The 16,950-nt window shown below is 58.9% G+C and carries 12 protein-coding genes and 1 pseudogene; 8 read left to right on the forward strand and 5 right to left on the reverse strand.

From position 1 onward, the window contains the following. Positions 1–57: 57 nt before the first annotated feature. From JHX88_RS15245 to JHX88_RS15255, 3 genes are all read right to left on the reverse strand, one after another. The gene (locus JHX88_RS15245; protein ID WP_076526597.1) at positions 58–1,131 is read right to left on the reverse strand and encodes an ABC transporter ATP-binding protein; all 1,074 of its coding nucleotides are present in this window, start codon (positions 1,129–1,131) and stop codon (positions 58–60) included. 3 nt (positions 1,132–1,134) lie between these two features. After that, on the reverse strand, positions 1,135–2,640 hold the full coding sequence (arfA, locus tag JHX88_RS15250; RefSeq protein WP_076526599.1) for an arabinosylfuranosidase ArfA: 1,506 nt from the start codon (positions 2,638–2,640) through the stop codon (positions 1,135–1,137). Positions 2,641–2,980: 340 nt separating this feature from the next. Then, positions 2,981–3,403, reverse strand: a complete 423-nt coding sequence (locus JHX88_RS15255) for a tellurite resistance TerB family protein (RefSeq protein WP_076526601.1) — start codon at positions 3,401–3,403, stop codon at positions 2,981–2,983. A gap of 92 nt (positions 3,404–3,495) precedes the next feature. Here JHX88_RS15255 and JHX88_RS15260 point away from each other — a divergent pair, with 92 nt between their 5' ends. Both JHX88_RS15260 and JHX88_RS15265 read left to right on the forward strand, forming a co-directional pair. Continuing rightward, complete coding sequence (locus tag JHX88_RS15260) at positions 3,496–5,091, forward strand: lysine--tRNA ligase (RefSeq protein ID WP_076526603.1); 1,596 nt, start codon at positions 3,496–3,498, stop codon at positions 5,089–5,091. A gap of 188 nt (positions 5,092–5,279) precedes the next feature. Next, positions 5,280–7,574 carry a glycosyl hydrolase family 28-related protein gene (locus JHX88_RS15265; protein WP_076526605.1) on the forward strand — a complete coding sequence of 765 codons (2,295 nt, stop codon included), beginning with the start codon at positions 5,280–5,282 and terminating at the stop codon, positions 7,572–7,574. A 76-nt stretch (positions 7,575–7,650) separates the two neighbouring features. On the opposite strand, the gene JHX88_RS15270 is transcribed toward JHX88_RS15265, so the two are convergent. After that, a complete protein-coding gene (locus tag JHX88_RS15270) occupies positions 7,651–9,807 on the reverse strand; it encodes an esterase-like activity of phytase family protein (protein WP_141225838.1) in 2,157 nt (718 codons plus the stop codon). A gap of 404 nt (positions 9,808–10,211) precedes the next feature. Continuing rightward, positions 10,212–12,656, reverse strand: a complete 2,445-nt coding sequence (locus JHX88_RS15275) for a calcium-binding protein (RefSeq protein WP_141225839.1) — start codon at positions 12,654–12,656, stop codon at positions 10,212–10,214. A 928-nt stretch (positions 12,657–13,584) separates the two neighbouring features. Between JHX88_RS15275 and JHX88_RS15280 the strand changes: the two are divergent. The 6 genes and pseudogenes from JHX88_RS15280 to JHX88_RS15305 form a co-directional block, all read left to right on the forward strand. Next, positions 13,585–13,770, forward strand: a pseudogene (locus JHX88_RS15280) (phospholipase D-like domain-containing protein); the annotation flags it as partial. A 3-nt stretch (positions 13,771–13,773) separates the two neighbouring features. Then, positions 13,774–14,055, forward strand: coding sequence for a phospholipase D-like domain-containing protein (locus JHX88_RS15285; RefSeq protein ID WP_272848293.1), 282 nt, complete (start codon positions 13,774–13,776; stop codon positions 14,053–14,055). Positions 14,056–14,067: 12 nt separating this feature from the next. Next, positions 14,068–14,370 carry a potassium channel family protein gene (locus JHX88_RS15290; RefSeq protein WP_084203165.1) on the forward strand — a complete coding sequence of 101 codons (303 nt, stop codon included), beginning with the start codon at positions 14,068–14,070 and terminating at the stop codon, positions 14,368–14,370. 193 nt (positions 14,371–14,563) lie between these two features. Beyond that, positions 14,564–15,097 carry a voltage-gated chloride channel family protein gene (locus tag JHX88_RS15295; RefSeq protein ID WP_176011452.1) on the forward strand — a complete coding sequence of 178 codons (534 nt, stop codon included), beginning with the start codon at positions 14,564–14,566 and terminating at the stop codon, positions 15,095–15,097. Between the two features lie 18 nt (positions 15,098–15,115). Beyond that, positions 15,116–15,538: a chloride channel protein gene (locus tag JHX88_RS15300; protein WP_076526610.1), complete on the forward strand. Its 423-nt coding sequence runs from the start codon at positions 15,116–15,118 to the stop codon at positions 15,536–15,538. Between the two features lie 209 nt (positions 15,539–15,747). After that, complete coding sequence (locus tag JHX88_RS15305; protein ID WP_076529219.1) at positions 15,748–16,779, forward strand: IS110 family RNA-guided transposase; 1,032 nt, start codon at positions 15,748–15,750, stop codon at positions 16,777–16,779. Positions 16,780–16,950: the final 171 nt, after the last annotated feature.

Raw genomic sequence — 16,950 nt, forward strand, 5'->3', positions numbered from 1 at the left:
TGCATCGGGCCACGTTTGCCGCGTGCCCCCTCCCATCACGCCCCGCTTGGCGCGGGACTAGCGAAGCCTTGCGCCGTCGGGCGAAAAGGCCATGATCTTGTCGGCATCGGCGCCGATATTCAGTTTCTGCCCTTCAAGGCTGTCGCGGCTGCCGCGCCGCTCGAATACCAGATCGGCGGCAGAGGCGGAGCGCGCGTGGACATAAGAATTCCCGCCCAGTTCCTCGGCGACCTCGACCGTGACCGGCAAGCCGCCCTCGGCGACGGGGGCCAGATGTTCGGGCCGCATGCCCAGAACCACCTCTGTGCCTTCGCCCGGCTTCGGACCGCCAAGCGCCGCGCGCAAGGTGCCCTCTTCGGCCTGCACCGTAATCCCCCCGGCATCGGTGGCGGTGACGGTGCCCTTGACGAAATTCATCGCCGGAGAGCCGATGAAGCCCGCCACGAAGCGATTGTCCGGATCGTCGTATAGCGTCAGCGGACGGCCCGACTGCATGACATGCCCACCCTTGAGGACGAAGATGTCATCGGCCAGCGTCATCGCCTCGACCTGGTCATGGGTGACATAGATCATCGTCGCGCCGATCTGCCGGTGCAGGCGCGTCAGTTCCAGCCGCATCTGCACGCGCAACTCCGCGTCGAGATTCGACAGGGGCTCGTCGAACAGGAAGACCTCGGGTTCGCGCACGATGGCCCGGCCTATGGCGACCCGCTGACGCTGCCCGCCGGACAGGGCGGAAGGCTTCTTGTCGAGATGATCGGTCAGTTGCAGGATGCGGGCTGCCTCGCGGACCTTTTCCTCGCGTTCATGCCGTGGCGCACGGGCGAGGCTGAGCGAAAAGCCCATGTTCTCGGCAACGGTCAGATGCGGATAGAGCGCATAGGACTGGAACACCATCGCCACGCCGCGCCTGGCGGGTTCGGCATTGGTGACATCGCGGCCGCCGATCTCGATCCGCCCGCCGCTGGTTTCCTCCAGCCCGGCGATCATCCGCAGCAGCGTCGATTTCCCGCAGCCCGAAGGACCGACAAAGACGCCGAACTCGCCCTTTGGCACTTCGAGCGAGACGTCCTTGATGACGTCCACTTCGCCGAAGGATTTCTTGACATTGGTCAGCTTCACACCCGACATGATTCAGACCCTCAACCGCAGAACGTGATAGGACAGCGGCGCGATGGCACCGCCAAGCGTCCCGTCCTCGACCGCCAATCCCTTGCCGGGAACAGGCGCGATGGTTTCCTTTCCGGGGCCGTTGCGGGTCATGAGGTCGTGGCCCTCGATCACCTGATGCTCGGCCAGTTGGGCATTCTCGAACCCGGTCAGCGCCATCCGCAGATCGGCGGCTTCGGTCAGGTGCCGGTTCACGATGAACAGCGTCACCGTGCCGCCCTGCGTGTCATGTGTCGCGGCAACGTCCAGATAGGCCACATCATCGGCCACGTTGCAATCATAGGTCGGCCCATCGACCGAGACGCGCAGCGCCCGTCCGCGTCCGTAAAGCGAGGCAAGCTGATAGGGCCAATAGATCGATTGCCGCCATGCCGGCCCACCCGCCTCGGCCCGGATCGGCGCGATCACGTTCACCAGTTGCGCGATGCAGGCGATCTTGACCCGGTCGGAACGGCGGATGAACTCGTTCAGCAGACAGGCGATGAAGAGCGTATCCTCGAAGGTATAGTTTTCCTCGAGCAGCGCCGGGGCCTCGGGCCAGTCCCATGTCCGCCAGCGGCGCGAATCCTCTTCGCGGTCGTGATACCAGACATTCCATTCGTCGAAGCAGATATGGACGTCGTTCTTCGCCCGCTTCTTGGCCTTGACGAAATCGATCACCCCGGAAATCGCCTGGATATAGCGGCCGGTTTCCTCGACCTTGCCAAAGAAGTTCAGCGTGTCGCGGCTGGAATTGCCGTAATAATTATGCAGCGAAATGTAATCGACATTCTCGTAGCATTCCTCGAGCACGCCGCGCTCCCAATCGGGATAGGTCGGCATCTCGTTATTGGAGGAACCGCAGACGATCATCTCGGCGCCCGGCGTCAGTTGCCGCAGGGCCTTGGCGGTCTCGTCGGCGAGGCGGCCATATTCCTTGGCCTCCTTGTGGCCGATCTGCCAGGGCCCGTCCATCTCGTTGCCGAGGCACCACATCTTGACATTGTAGGGCTGCTCGACGCCGTGGCTGCGGCGCAGATCCGACCAGTAGCTTCCCGAGGGATGGCTCACATATTCCGCGAAATTCCGCGCGTCCGAGATGCCGCGCGAACCAAGATTGACCGCCAGCATCATGTCGATGCCCAGGTCCTCGGCCCAGGTCGCGAATTCGTTGATCCCGACCTGGTTGCTTTCCTTGCTGCGCCAGGCGAGGTCGAGCCGCGTGGGGCGATCCTCCTTGGGACCGATCCCGTCCTCCCAGTTATAGGCCGAGACGAAATTGCCACCGGGATAGCGGATCGCGGGGATATTCAGGTCGCGCACCAGCCCGGCGACATCGCGCCGGAAGCCATGCTCATTCGCCTCGGGATGACCCGGCTCGTAAATGCCCGAATAAATGGCCCGGCCCATATGCTCGATGAAGGCAGCATAGAGCCGATCGTCGATTACCGAGATTTCGAATGCGCGATGGATGGCGGCAGAAACCCGCATGAACCCCTCCTCTTGATTTGTCCTACAAATAAGACGAGAAGGCTATCCACTGTCAAGCCGGCATCGCGGGCGCTGCAGAAAGCATGACGTAAATATTTGATTTTTAATTATAAAATGAAACGCAAATTGCGGCGCATGCAAAACCGAATCACTGCGGTTGTCCGGGTGATCGCGATTCTGCGAGGCCCTTCCCCCGATCACGTCTCGCACCCGATCAATATCGCCCCCGCGCATGGGCGATCTGCCCCTTGCAAAGGGGCGGCGCATTGTCCTGGCGTAAACCGGGCTGGCTCCGGCATAAGGGAGGCGAATTCGCGGCCACCCCCGCCGGGGGGGTATCCTACAGCACCCTGTGACGCACCTGCGCCGACAATTCGATGGCGGCGGCATGCAGGCGCGGAATGCTCAACTGCTCTCGGATTTCCGCGAGCAAGGCGATCTCGCCCTCGTAAAGCCGCCCATCCGCCGCGCCAACATCGCAGGCCAGCGCATAGGCGGTCTCGTAAAGTTTCTCGGGCAGGGCATCGCGGATCAGGCCAAAAAGCGCGTCGAGCCCGTCCTCCTCCTCGAACAGGGTCACGACCGTCTGGCTGACCGGACGAATCCGGTCGTCGTCATACTCGGCAAAGACCGGGGCGTGATCGACCATCCGCTGAATCGCCACCAGTTCAGAGGTGCGCATGTTCTCGTCCGAGGCCGACACGGCGACCATCACCGCGACCAGTGCATCGCAGGGCGAGAGGAAAGGCAGTTCGGTCGTCATGGTTACGTCTCCGTCAAGGTTGTTGGTTAGATTATTGACGATCGGGTAAGCTTTCAATAAGGCGGCGAAACCCCGGAACAGGAGTAGATGAGATGACCACCCTGCGCGAAGCCGCGATGAGTTCGAAGGCCTGGCCGTTCGAAGAGGCGCGCCGGGTGCTGAAACGCTATGAAAAGAAGGCTCCGGAAAAGGGATTCGTGCTGTTCGAGACCGGTTACGGTCCCTCTGGTCTACCGCATATCGGCACCTTTGGCGAGGTGGCGCGAACGACGATGATCCGCCGCGCCTTCGAGATCATCAGCGACATCCCCACCAAGCTGATCTGCTTTTCCGACGACATGGACGGGATGCGCAAGATCCCGGATAATGTGCCCCGGCAAGAGATGCTGCGCGAGCATTCGCAGAAACCGCTGACCTCGGTGCCCGATCCGTTCGGGCAGTATGAAAGCTTTGGCCATCATAACAACGCCATGCTGCGGCGCTTCCTGGACACGTTCGGCTTCGAATACGAGTTCATCAGCGCGACGGATTTCTACCGCTCGGGCCGTTTCGACGCGACATTGCTGCGCGCGGCGGAACGCTATGACGCGATCATGGAGGTGATGCTGGCGAGCTTGCGCGAAGAACGTCAGCAAAGCTATAGCTGTTTCCTGCCGATCAGCCCGACGACGGGGCGTGTGCTCTATGTGCCGATCAAGCATGTCGATGCGCAGGCAGGAACCATCACCTTCGACGACGAGGACGGGCAGGAATGCACGCTGCCGGTGACCGGCGGGCAGGTCAAACTGCAATGGAAGCCCGATTTCGGCGCCCGCTGGGCCGCGCTGGACGTGGATTTCGAGATGTATGGCAAGGACCATTCAACCAATACGCCGATTTATGATCGTATCTGCGAGATCCTGGGCGGCAAGAAGCCGGAACATTTTACCTATGAGCTGTTCCTCGACCAGGATGGGCAGAAGATCAGCAAATCCAAGGGCAACGGGTTGTCGATCGATGAATGGCTAACCTATGCGGCGACCGAGAGCCTCAGCTATTTCATGTATCAGAAGCCGAAAACCGCCAAGCGGATGTATTTCGACGTCATTCCCAAGGCGGTGGACGAATATCACCAGCAGCTGCGCGCTTATCCCGGCCAGAGCATCGAACAGAAGCTCGCCAACCCGGTGCGGCATATCCATGGCGACAATGTGCCCGCCTCGGATATGGTGGTGCCGTTCCAGATGCTGCTCAACCTCGCCTCGGTCGCGGGGGCCTCGGGCAAAGAGGGGCTGTGGGGCTTCATCCGCCGCTACGCGCCGGAAACCAGCCCGGAGACTCATCCCGGTCTCGATCAGGCCGCCGGATTCGCGCTGCGCTATTTCAATGATTTCGTCGCCCCCACCCGCGAGTTCCGCGCGCCCTCCGATATCGAGCGTCGGGCGATGGAGGATCTGGCCGGGCGTCTTGCCGCATGGGACCAACCCACTGACGCCGAGGCGCTGCAATCCATGGTCTTCGCGGTCGGGAAAGACCACGGGTTCGAGCCGCTTCGCGACTGGTTCAGCGCGCTTTATCAAGTCCTTCTGGGCGCAAACCAGGGTCCACGCTTCGGCGGCTTCATCGCGCTTTACGGCATCGAGGAAACCCGCGACCTGATCGAGCGGGCGCTTGCGGGTGAATTGCTGACGCCCCCTTCTTCTTCATGAAAATATCCTCGGGGGAGCCCGGCCCGAATGGGCCGGGTGGGGGCGGACAGCCCCCTTCCCGCTCGCGCCGTTGCACCAACCGGCCCCGCAACGCGCGCATGCTTCAAGCCATATTAACGTGACATGAACTATCTCTTCGCAGGCAAGGCGGGGCTTTGCCGCCGCCCACCGCTTCGGGGAGACAGCACATGAGTATCGCGATCACCAACAATATCCTGCTGATGCCGCCCGCATTCAGCGCCGGGCTCGACATCTGGACACGGAGCAACGGAACCGAGAGCGACACGAGTTGGGCCGAGGCCCATAATGCCGGGATCGTGCCCGACGACCGGCATTTCGGCACCTGCCTGGAAATCCTGAAAGAGCGATCGGTGACGCGCATCCGATACCGGGGGGATACGCCGATCATTCCCGGCGTCTATCTGCGGGTCTCTGCCCGGATCAAGCTGGTGGCCGGTCCGCCTTGCAGCGCGCGGATCGCGGGATGGCCGCGTGACGCATCGCGCAAACATGTGGGCGGATTGGCCGAAACCGGCCCCAGCCATGCAATCGACAGGTATAACGAGGTGGTCGAGATCAGCGCCATCGTCGGCGTCGGGGCCCGGCAGGGCGTGGACATGGCCTGGGGCAGGCACCCGGCTTTCGGACATTTCGGGATCGATCTTCTCGGCGCGAATGGCAGCGCGTTGCGCATCGAATCGATCCGGATCGAGGATGTCACATCGGCCTTCATCCCCTCTCTCATCGATTGGGTGGATGTGCTCGATTTCGGGGCAAAGGGCGATGGCGTCACCAATGACCGGGATGCCTTCATTGCCGCCGACACGGCCGCGAATGGCGGCCGGATCATGGTGCCCGAGGGGCGTTATTTCATCGATGGCAATCTCAGCATCAATTCCCCGATCCGTTTCAAGGGCACATTGAAAACACCTGCCTCGACGCGGGTATCGCTTCTCAAGAGCTTCGATTACCCGACCTATGTGGACGCGTTCGGAGATGAAACGCTTGGGCTGAAAAAGGCATTGCAGGCGCTGTTGGGCTATAGTGATCACGTCACACTGGATCTGTGCGGCCGCCGTGTCGAACTAACAGAACCGTTGAATTTCCACGAATTGGCGCCGGAACTTCAAGCTTATTCCAACCGCCGCGTCATCACCAATGGCAGTATTCTGGCCGTGCCCGGCGAGGCCTGGACCACCGGCAAGACCAGTAGTATGGCAAGCTATGATCCCGCCGATCCACTGGCCCTGACAAATGTCGCGAATATCGCCGCGATCGAGATCGGCAGCCTCGTCAAGGGCTCTGGCGTTGGGCGAGAGGTCTATGTGAAGGGCCGCAATATCCGCAAGGCCCGGCTGGAACTGTCTCAACCGCTTCATGGCGGGGCCGATACACGAAAATACAGCTTCGAGCGCTATCGCTATGTCTTCGACTTTTCCGGGGTCGAACAGATCGACCGGGTGAATTTCGACGATCTGGACATCAACTGCCAGGGCGTTGCCAGCGCGATCATGCTGCCGGTCAAGGGTCAGATGATCGCGATACGCGATTGCTACATCACACGGCCGAAGGACCGCGGGATCACCTCTATCGGGCGTGGCTGCCAGGACATGCTGGTCGATCGCTGCCAGTTCATCTCGCATGAGCTGGGACTGCCCGCGCAGGAACGCCGTAGCGTCGCGATCAATGTGAACGCGAATGACGTGAAGATTCGCAACAACCGCTTTGTCCGCTTCGCGCATTTCATGGTCGCCAAGGGCGGCGGCCATATCATCAGCGGCAATCACTGGTTCCAGGGCGATGGAACCTCGGATGGGTTGCGCTATGCCGGGCTTGTCCTGACCCAGACCAATGTGCAGGTCACGGTCACCGGCAATTACATTGACAATGCCTCTATCGAATGGACCAACGAGCATAGCGAATACCCGGATTTCGACGGCAAGCAGTTCAGTTTTGGCGGGCTGACGATCACCGGGAACACCTTCCTGACCAGCAATACCATGCCGTGGTTCGCATGGCTGGTGATCAAGCCCTATGGCAGCGGCCATTTCGTTCATGGGATGATGGTGACCGGCAATGTCTTCAAGGCGCTGGACGGCAAGATCGAACGGATAGACCGCGTGGACAAGTCGATCGCCGATCTGGATTACAACAACATGCGCAACGTGACATTCGCGGGGAACAGCTTCAACGGGATCAAGACCTATGTCGCCAATCCGCTGCTGATCACGCATGAACAGAAAAGCGCGTCGCGCAAATGGACCTCGGCCATCCTGAACGGCCTGCCCTTCAATGGCTGGACCAAATCCGTCGAGTCGGTCGTCGCCGAAAGCCCGCTGACCGATGCGGCGGGCAAGCAAGTCGCCGAGATGCCCTGGGTGCAGGCCCAGACCGGAAGCGGCAAGCGCCAGGTCCGGTTGAACTGGGCCACGGCGCTAAAGGGGCGGGTCGCGATCTATGCGCGCATGGACCGGCCGCAATGACGGGTTCGCGCGCCCTTCGGGATCGGCACTTGGCCGCGCCGCCCATCCCAAAGGACGGGCGGCAGGCATTCTTCGGTCAGTCCAGCTGGAAGGACCAGAAATGGGTCTCGCCCGAGCTGTCATCCACACCGTCATTATCGGTCACGACATATGCGGTTCCCTCGGGGGTGATTGCCAGCCCCTCGACCTTGTCCACGACATAGCCGCCGTGCGCCTTCAGGTCGGGGATCAGATCGCGCACGACTTCCTTGTCCAACAGTGGCAGATCGCCATCGAGCGGCGCAGCCTGCAGATCGGCCAGATCGACACGGGTGATCTGCTTGAGGGCGGCCATCTCGCCGATCAGGTTGTCGCGCTCGATCAGGTAAAGTCCATCCTGATAGACCGCCAGATCGGACAGCCCGACCCAACCCTCACCCGTCTCGATCGGATAGCGGACAGCTGACCATTCGCCGCTGGCCGGATCCAGTTGCAGCAGCTTGACCTGCCCCTCGGGATCGTCGCCCCATTCGCGCTGCACGGCGAGCCAGAGCTTGCCTTCCACCAGCGCTATCCCCTCGAAACCGAACCGCTTTTGATGTTCGGTCAGCGCCTCGGGCAGCCCGAATTCCTCGGTGATCGCTCCCTCGGCATCGACATGCAGGACCGCGTGGGGGATGTCCTTCTCGCTATTGCCTTCCGAGGCCAGCCAGAAACCGCCCTGCCAGTCCGGCTCGATCCCTTCGAGATCCAGTTTCTCGGCGGGCGCGCCATCGCGGCTTACGACAAGGCGAGAGGTAATCCGCGCCGGTGTTTCCGAGGCATCGATGGCGAAGATCGCCGGGGCGGCGGAATAGACGCTGTCGCTGACCGCGTAAAGCCGCGACGGATCGGACGGATCGACAGCCAGGCCGGACAGCGCGCCCCAAGGGATCAGCTCATCCGCACCGGCCGAGGTGATGGTCGGATAGGCGGCGGGCGCATCCTTGCGCTCATACAGCATCACATGGGCGCGCGCCGCGCCGTCCTCGCCCAGATCGGTCTCGTTCGCGGTGGCGAACAGGTTGCGCTGCGGGATCGCGACCAGCCCCTCGGGCCCGATCCCCGAAGGCAGGGCCTGCACCAGGCGCGGCGCGGCGGGATCGCTCGCATCGAAGACGAACACGATGCTGCCGCGTTCGGAGGCCACGAAGATCATCGGGACGCCGTCATATTGCGCGGTGATCACCGCCTCGGGCTCGCCGCCCTTGTTGTCCGAGCGGCCATCCGGGTAATGGCCCAGCTTCATCAGCTCGTGATCCAGCAGGTTGCCACTGTCATAGACGACGCTGCCATCCTTGGCCCAGATGGTGAAGCCACGGCTGCCGCCATTCCAGTCGCCCTCATTCGCGGTCACCAGGTGATCATTGTCGAGCCATGCCACGGCATCCGGTTCGCGCGGGACCTTTGCCAGGCTGGCGGTCGGATCGATCCGGCCGTCATCCTCGGTATCGATCCCGTCAAGATCGACGCTGCCCGCGCTGAAATGACTGATAACCTCGCCATCCGAACCGATGATCGCGATGTGATTGTTCTCTTGCAGGGTGACGGCCAATTCGCCCGCCTCGTTATATGAGACGAATTCCGGCTCTGGATCACTGCCCGCGATCTCGGCCAATCCCGTCAGGTCGATCCGCTTCAACCCGGCGCAATCGGCAGCGCCATCGGCAACCGGGATCGTCACAACGAAACCGGCGGGCATCTGCGGGATGGCGCCGTCATTCACGTCCTCGTCGCGTTCGTTCTCGATCGCGATGGCGACCTGGCTGCCATCGCCATTGACCGCGACCGCATCCGGCTGACCGCCAATATCGCAGCTTGCGGTCACTTCCTGGCTGGCGATATCAACGCTGCGCAGCGCCCCCGAGGGCTCGGTAAAGCTGTCCGAAGTATTCACCCCGACAAATGCCGTGTCCCCGACGATCACGGTGGTGGTCGGCTCGCCATCCATGGCGACATGGCCAAGCGGCACCGGCGCGGCCGGATCGGAGATGTCGATCAGCCCAAGTGCTTCCAGCGGGCTGTCGGAATAGATCAGCGTGTTGCCGTCTTCGGTCACCGCCATGATCTCGGCGCTGGTTTCCTGCGCCCTGTCCTCGCCTTCCGCGAAATTCGCGGTGGTGGGAAAGCTGGAAATGCGGTTGAAAACCGGCTCGGCAATGGCAGCGGGCGCCGCCAAGGCAAGCGCGATGAATGACGTCGACATGAGACGCATGACAATTGATCTCCGGGTAAGTTCTCTTCCCGCGGTTGTGCCGCAGGAAAGCGACAGTTCCGCAACGCTCATGCGACCGATTGATGACAGTCAGTAAAATCCTTGGCCTTACGGTCGGTAGAAATGCCTGATAGACCATTGAATTGTCGCCTTTCGGAATCATAAATTTTGAGTGACTTATCTTGGATGAAAATTTGGAAACCTTTATCGGTTAACTTGTTTCCTCACCCAGGTGCTGAAATAAAGATGGTGATTGCAATCCACTAAATTTATCAACTTGCTGGAAAAACTGAAACTGAATTGACAGGCGCTCTCTCTGGAGAGCGCCTATTCGTCTTGGGTGCTTTCGCAGTTCTGTCCTTGGGCGAAATAACATCGATGGACCAATCAGCATCTACGCAGATCTATCCCGTCAGATTGCGTTTCTGTAACATGACGACAATACCATTGATGATATAACGGCATACGCGTCCGTGGATCGAAGGTGGCTTAGTCATCGATGCGAGCTTGGGCCCGACACGCCAATAAAAGCGGATGAAGGCACGGCCGAGCCTATATCTACTCAGGTGGAGGTCTCGAAAGGCACGTAATGCCACGACATCGGGATGATAAGGATCGCCATATGCCGCGGTCGCAACAAAGCATGCTTCGCCAGCCTGATCAGTATCTTCATCCTCCGGTTCTTCTTCAGTCTCGGGCTGCCAGGGTTCTGGATCAGGGTCCTCGGGGTCAGTAGATTCTGACAGTGTAGGGAGCGGTTTGGGGTGGCTAGCTTCAAAATTGTCAAATGCCTCGTTCCAGAGTTCCGGGTCATGCAGATGGCTTTCCGCTGCGTCCCGAAAGGCCGTACCAATCTCATCATATTGTTCCCAGTTGAGGTCCGAGAGGACGCTGTCCAACGTCTCCGACGCGTCAGCGTCCGAGATGAAGTCAAATGACCGGTCTGCTATGTCGGATGCAAAGTCGGCACCGCCGGCTATGGTTAATATCCCTCCATCGGGAAGTGCAATGAGCAGGTCTTCACCTTCGATTGTCGTCGCTGCCATTAGCTCTTCACCACTCGTGAACGCACCGCCGAACCCGAGCATATCGCCATCCTCGAAGTCTGTGATGTCAATATTGCGAGCACCATCGGTGACGATGAGATCCTGCCCGGTACCGGCTGAAACGGTAACCACATCATCGCTGGTTTTACCGACCACCAGGATCAGATCATCGCCTTGATCCCCGCTGAGGTGATCTTCTCCCGTGCTCGAGATCAAGACGTCGCCACCACCGCCTCCGGACAGCTTGTCGTTGTTTTCCCCCCCGATCAGGACATCGGAACCATGTCCTCCATGTAGTTCGTCATCTCCGACATGGCCGCGAAGGATGTCATTTCCATTGACTCCTTCCAGGTAATCATCGACCATGCCCGTTCGCGGATCAGTCACATTATGTGCGCCTTCGAGCACGATATCGCTGGAGGATTCGCTGGCGATCAATGTGACGAGCTCGTTGTTGCCCAGCAACAAGCGGCTTCCGGCCTCGCTACCACTGAGCACTTGCATGTCTCCCCGTGCGTCGAGCGGAACCTCACCGGTGTATGTGAATTCGGATTCATCGTACCATGTCGAATATGGTGCATCGGCGGCGATGATATGGTGTGTTGAGATGTGATAGCTGTCTGAAAGACTGCTGAAATCAATATTCACATCCTTCCCGGACATGTTGCTCAGGAAGATGACCTTCTGATTGTCGTCCTCAAACCCGGTAATGCCGAGCTCCCCGTCTACATCAATGACTTTGAGGGCCTGTTGGTCCGGAATGGTGGATTTTCCAATGAGCTGGGTACTCGCAATATCATAAACTTTTCCCGTGGGGGTCGCTATGGTGACAGTATCCCCGTCCTTCATTTCCGAGGGAAGAATTTTGGCATCATAGAGTTTGGTGGTGAGCCATTTATAGTTGATGCCCCAATGATCGAAGGAATCTGCACCCGCATCGATATAGCGCGAAAACTCTTCGATCCAGAACCCGGCCTGGTTGACACCGAAGACTGGTGCCTCCCCGGCCATATGCCAAATATTGAACTCTGAGAACGAGAAATTAAGATCGTCGGAGAAGCCCTCTATGTTGTAGAAGGCTTCCATCGGCTCTACTGCTCCGTCCTTTTGCCACTCCAGTTGTCGATGTGGGTTTGGATAGGCGTGTTGATAAATGGTATCAACTATTTCCCTGTTTTCGACATCAATCTGATCTGCAATTTCGTGAGTTTCTTCTACATTGGTATTTCGCCATGCTGCTCCGGCTTGAATTCCGGTATCAATTGGGATCCAATCCTCGCCAAACTCTTCCTTTAGGCGATGGTTCAGGTTCTCAAGAATCGGAATTTCAATATTTGCGATATACCCATATTCCTTGGCGGTAATTTCTGCCCAGTATTCGTTGCCAATCTCGAAGCCTGAAATCTTGACCTCGGGAAACTCCTTCAAAGCAGATTCCAGGTTGTCTATATATCGATCGAATCCCGCATGATCAAAGCTTTGTGTGTTCGAATCGAAGAACGGGAATGTCGGGATCACAATCGAGATTGTGGTGCCGCTCTCTGTTACGAACTCCAGAGCTTCCCGAATTGTTATAATGTCTTCTTCTGTTCCTTGCTCGGATTCTGACAACGATAACGGCTGAAAAATGCCGTCCAGCCCTCCGTTGCTCCAGCTCGGTACTTCGGCAATGCCTCCACCAGGATATCGAAAATTATGGAACGAAATCTCATCCAGCATTTCTCTGTACGGAGTGCCAGGCTGGATATCGTCATGTCTGAATAATAGATTTCCACCGAAGTGAGCGCTGGTAACGACATTCATGACTTGCACCACTGTTTTGCGTGGGGGTCATGATCAGGGGGTTACGTAAATAAAGTCGTGAGGACTATTTCTTTAATGTATACAAATTTATTACAATTCTGGTTCGCGCTCGATCCTTTGAGGAAGGTCGCGAAGTGCGGGAAGCAGGGCTACCACGTGATCAGAGATGATATGCGAGCTATCATTAGGGGGATTTCAGCAAGATAATGATATGCGGTTAACGAGATAACCACAGAAAGTATGATGGTCTCTTTGATGCGGGCCATGCCATTTGCCGCACTCAATCGGATTGGGAATTGGTTAATCTATTCATTTCAGTAGCCTCATTTTTTAGAAAGGCTTCGAATGCTTCGTCGGGTGTCCGTGCCGAAGGTCTTTGAGACAGGATCGCTTCAATGTCTTCCATGCCCTGATCACGGCCCGCTTCAAATGCTCTACGCAGTATGTCCTGCAGTGTACTTCTGTCAATCATAGTTCCAACCCATCTGTACTCTGTGACATCACAACAGTGTCTGGTCCGTAGTTGTGCCAGAGCATCTTACCGCATTTTCATGCAGAGAAACACAATGATGCGATCTGGACGGCATTGATGATGGGTTGGTTCCCGGCCAAAGGATCGAACAACCCACGAAAGTCCTGACACATAGACGCATTCGACGGATGTTGATCTAGTGGTCGATGATCCAGTCAAAGGGCAGGGACAGGCACGTCGCGACCAATTGATGATCGTCCGGCTTGGGCAGATTCTCGGCGATGTACAGCAGCGATTGGACTTGGTTTTTGCCTATTTCGTTCCGGGTCAGGCGGGATCGGCCTATTTCGAAGGGCCTGTGCAATCGGGCAAGCAGGTCAACATCCTGACCAATGCGCTGAACACGACGGATGTGCTTATGGTTCTGGAAGCTATACGAAATACCGTCGCGAGCTTTTGCAGGCGGGTGTCGAACTGTTCGAACTCAAACTTCGGGGCGGGCAGCCGAAAGAGGAAGAGTTTCAGATCAAGCCGCTCGGTCTGTCGGGCGCGAGCCTGCATGCCAAAACCTTCTCGGTCGATCGCGAACGGGTTTTTATCGGTTCCTGCAACTTCGACCCGCGTTCGGCCCTGTTGAATTGCGAAATGGGTTTCCTGATCCGCAGCCCGTCGATGGCCCAAAGGATCAGCGATGCATTCGACGATGGGCTTGCGCAGGTCAGCTACCGCCCCGCACTGACGCCGGAAGGCAAAATGATATGGCACGAGGATATCGGCCCTAACCAATCCCGTGTTTATCAGGAAGAGCCCGGCTCGACATGGACACAACAAGTGATGCTGACGGTGATCGGTCTGCTGCTGGTCGAATGGTTGCTGGGAGCCGGAGCCCGAAAGGAGAGCTTCATGAGACCGATCAAAGATCTTTGACTTGGGCTGCGAATGGCGCTGAAAGACGGACAGGTGCGTGGACTTGTGGCGCTGACCTTCAGTCTGATAACCGGAGCAGCGTTTTTCTATAGCTGGGTCGAGAGATGGGGTCTGCTCGATTCCTTCTACTTTTCGGTTATTACCATCTCGACAATAGGGTATGGGGATTTGGCCCCGCAGACCGCCTTAGGCAAGTTGTTCACCATAGGATATGTGCTGACAGGGTTGGGGTTGTTTGTCGCCACGGCAAGCGCAATTGCCGATGCCATCATCTCCTCGCGGCGCGACGGCAGAAATAAGGAGAACCAGCGATAACCAAGGCGCTGATATCCGTTCTCTATGGCTTCATTGCAGGGATGACCACGGCACTGGTCTTGTGGGGCAGGCATGGGGCTGGTGTCGCATTTGGTCTGGTCCGGACCGGAAACGCACTGGTACATTTTTGTCGTGATTCTCGTCGGTGGGGGCATCATCGCGCTGCTTCGCAGCCGAACCGACGGGGGGTGGCTTGTCAGAGCAGATCGCTCTGGCAAGACAGCCGGCTGCCACGCAGATCCACAAGACCGGGGTTCTGGCACTGACTGCAATCGTAGCGGTCGGATTTGGTGGCGCTGTCGGCCCAGAGGCCGGAATCCTGGCGGTTGTGGCCGAATTATCGGTACTGGTCACTGCGCTGCTCGCGCGACTGCACCATCCCGCCGATATGGTTGGCGAGATCGGCGCGGCTGGTGCTCTTGGTGGGCTTTATGGTTCGCCCCCCGGTGGCGCCATGCTGCTGGATGAAGAGCCGCAAGCCCCAAAATGGCAGCTTTATGTCGCCGCACTGGCGGGGCTCGCAGGTTTCCTCATAGTGGCACGGCGGATCCTGACCGAGAATGCATTGCATGTGGATTTGCCAACCCATGTTGCGGCGGGGGACGGCAGCGAAATCATTCTTGCGGTGCTTCCAAGCATGTTGGGGGCTGCTATAGGCTGGTTGTTTCTCAGATCGTTGACCGCGATCCGGGCCGGTTTGTCGGGTTTTGGGGCAATTTGGCAGTAGACGCTGATCGGAACCGCTTTGTTTTCCTTGCTGGCGACCGCCTTCCCCATTCTGCGATTTTCCGGCCATCATGAACTGCAGGAGATGCTGCATTGGGGGCAGGAAGCGGGGTTGATCGCGTTGCTGGCGCTGGCAGCCCTGAAAGTGCTGGCTCTTTCCTTATGTCTGGCCTCGGGTTGGCGCGGCGGAGCGGCGTTTCCGCTCATCTTCGCCGGCGCGGCAGCGGGTGCTGCTGCGGTTTGGCTCTTGCCGCAGAGCCCGGTGACTGTTGCCGTGGTGGCGGGAATCGGTGCTGCTTTGACCGTGGGCATGGGCAAACCGCTCGCCGCCATGTTGATCGCGTTGCTGCTGATCGGGCCGGTTGCCATAGAACCACTTTGCACCGGGCTGTTGATCGGCTGGCTGGTCTCGCGGCAACTGCCGAAGGCGGAACTGCACTGAGCGGTACTTGGATATTCCGATCACGCCTGACCGGTCTTCCTTCCGGAATATCCTTTGGCGGGTTCGACGGGATACCACCGAAGAGTGTGCCTAGATGCCATTATGGGCCTGCGCTCCTCTGGTGGCCATGAAGGTGGCTGTCCCCCAGAGTGATGATGTTGAAACGGGGTCCGCTGATTTCGGCCCCAGGCATCAAGCGAGGAACAGCCATGGAGTATTATGCAGGAATCGATGTGTCGCTGGAACAGTGCAGCGTTTGCGTGATGGATGCGTCGGGCAAGATCGTACGCGAAACGAAAGTGGCGAGTGAGCCGGCAGCGTTGTCTCGGTATTTTGCCGAGTTTGAGCTTCCGATCGTCAGGATCGGTCTCGAGGCGGGGCCATTGTCTCAATGGTTGCGCGAAGGCCTGGTCAACGCGGGTTTTGATGTGGTGCTGCTGGAAACGCGGCATGTGAAGGCGGCGTTGTCAGCGATGACCGTGAAGACGGACCGCAAGGATGCCCGTGGGATCGCGCAATTGCTGCGCATGGGCTGGTTTCGCCCGGTTCATGCAAAATCCGCGGACGCTCAGGCCGTGCGGGCATTGCTGGTCGGCCGCAAACTGCTGCAGGCCAAGCTGCGCGATGTCGAACTCAGCATTCGCGGCATTTTGCGTGGTTACGGGCTCAAGGTCGGCGAGGTAAGTCGCGGTCGTTTTGATGCCCGCATTCGCGACCTCATCGAAGGCCATGACATGCTGACGACGGTGATCAGTGCGATACTGAAGGCCCGGGCCGCCCTGTGGGACGAATTCACCCGGCTGCATCGTGAAATGCTGAAGATCGCCCGGGCCGATCCTGTCTGCCATCGGTTGATGAACGTACCCGGCGTAGGTGCTCTGGTGGCGCTGACCTATCGCTCGGCGGTCGATGATCCGGAGCGGTTTTCCAAGTCCCGAACTGTCGGCGCTTACTTCGGGCTGACGCCTGGAAAATACCAGTCCGGTGAGACCGACAGAGACGGCGGCATCACCAGGGTCGGTGACGCCATGGTGCGCACCGCGCTCTACGAGGCCGCGCATATCATGCTGACGCGTGCTTCGAGGTTCTCCGCCCTGAAAGGCTGGGCGATGGGTGTCGCGAAACGGCGGGGCATGAAACGGGCGAAAGTGGCGCTGGCCCGCAAGCTGGCCACCGTCCTGCATTGCATGTGGATTGATGCCAGCGCGTTTCGCTGGGGCAAGGAGGTCGTGACCGTGTAAGAGCAAAAGAGGAAACGGAGCAGGCCAGCTCAGGTTCTGCTCCTTCGGGGTCCCGTCGCCGGGACGAGGGCCTGGCAAGGTCGGAAGTAGTGCTGTGAACGCTTCGGCAAATCACGCGTCCTAGATTGACCTGCCGGTTCCGGATCTGATGGCATAGTGTGGCAGCCCGCG

Origin of the sequence: Paracoccus saliphilus, assembly GCF_028553805.1 — a bacterium.
Classification (GTDB): domain Bacteria; phylum Pseudomonadota; class Alphaproteobacteria; order Rhodobacterales; family Rhodobacteraceae; genus Paracoccus; species Paracoccus saliphilus.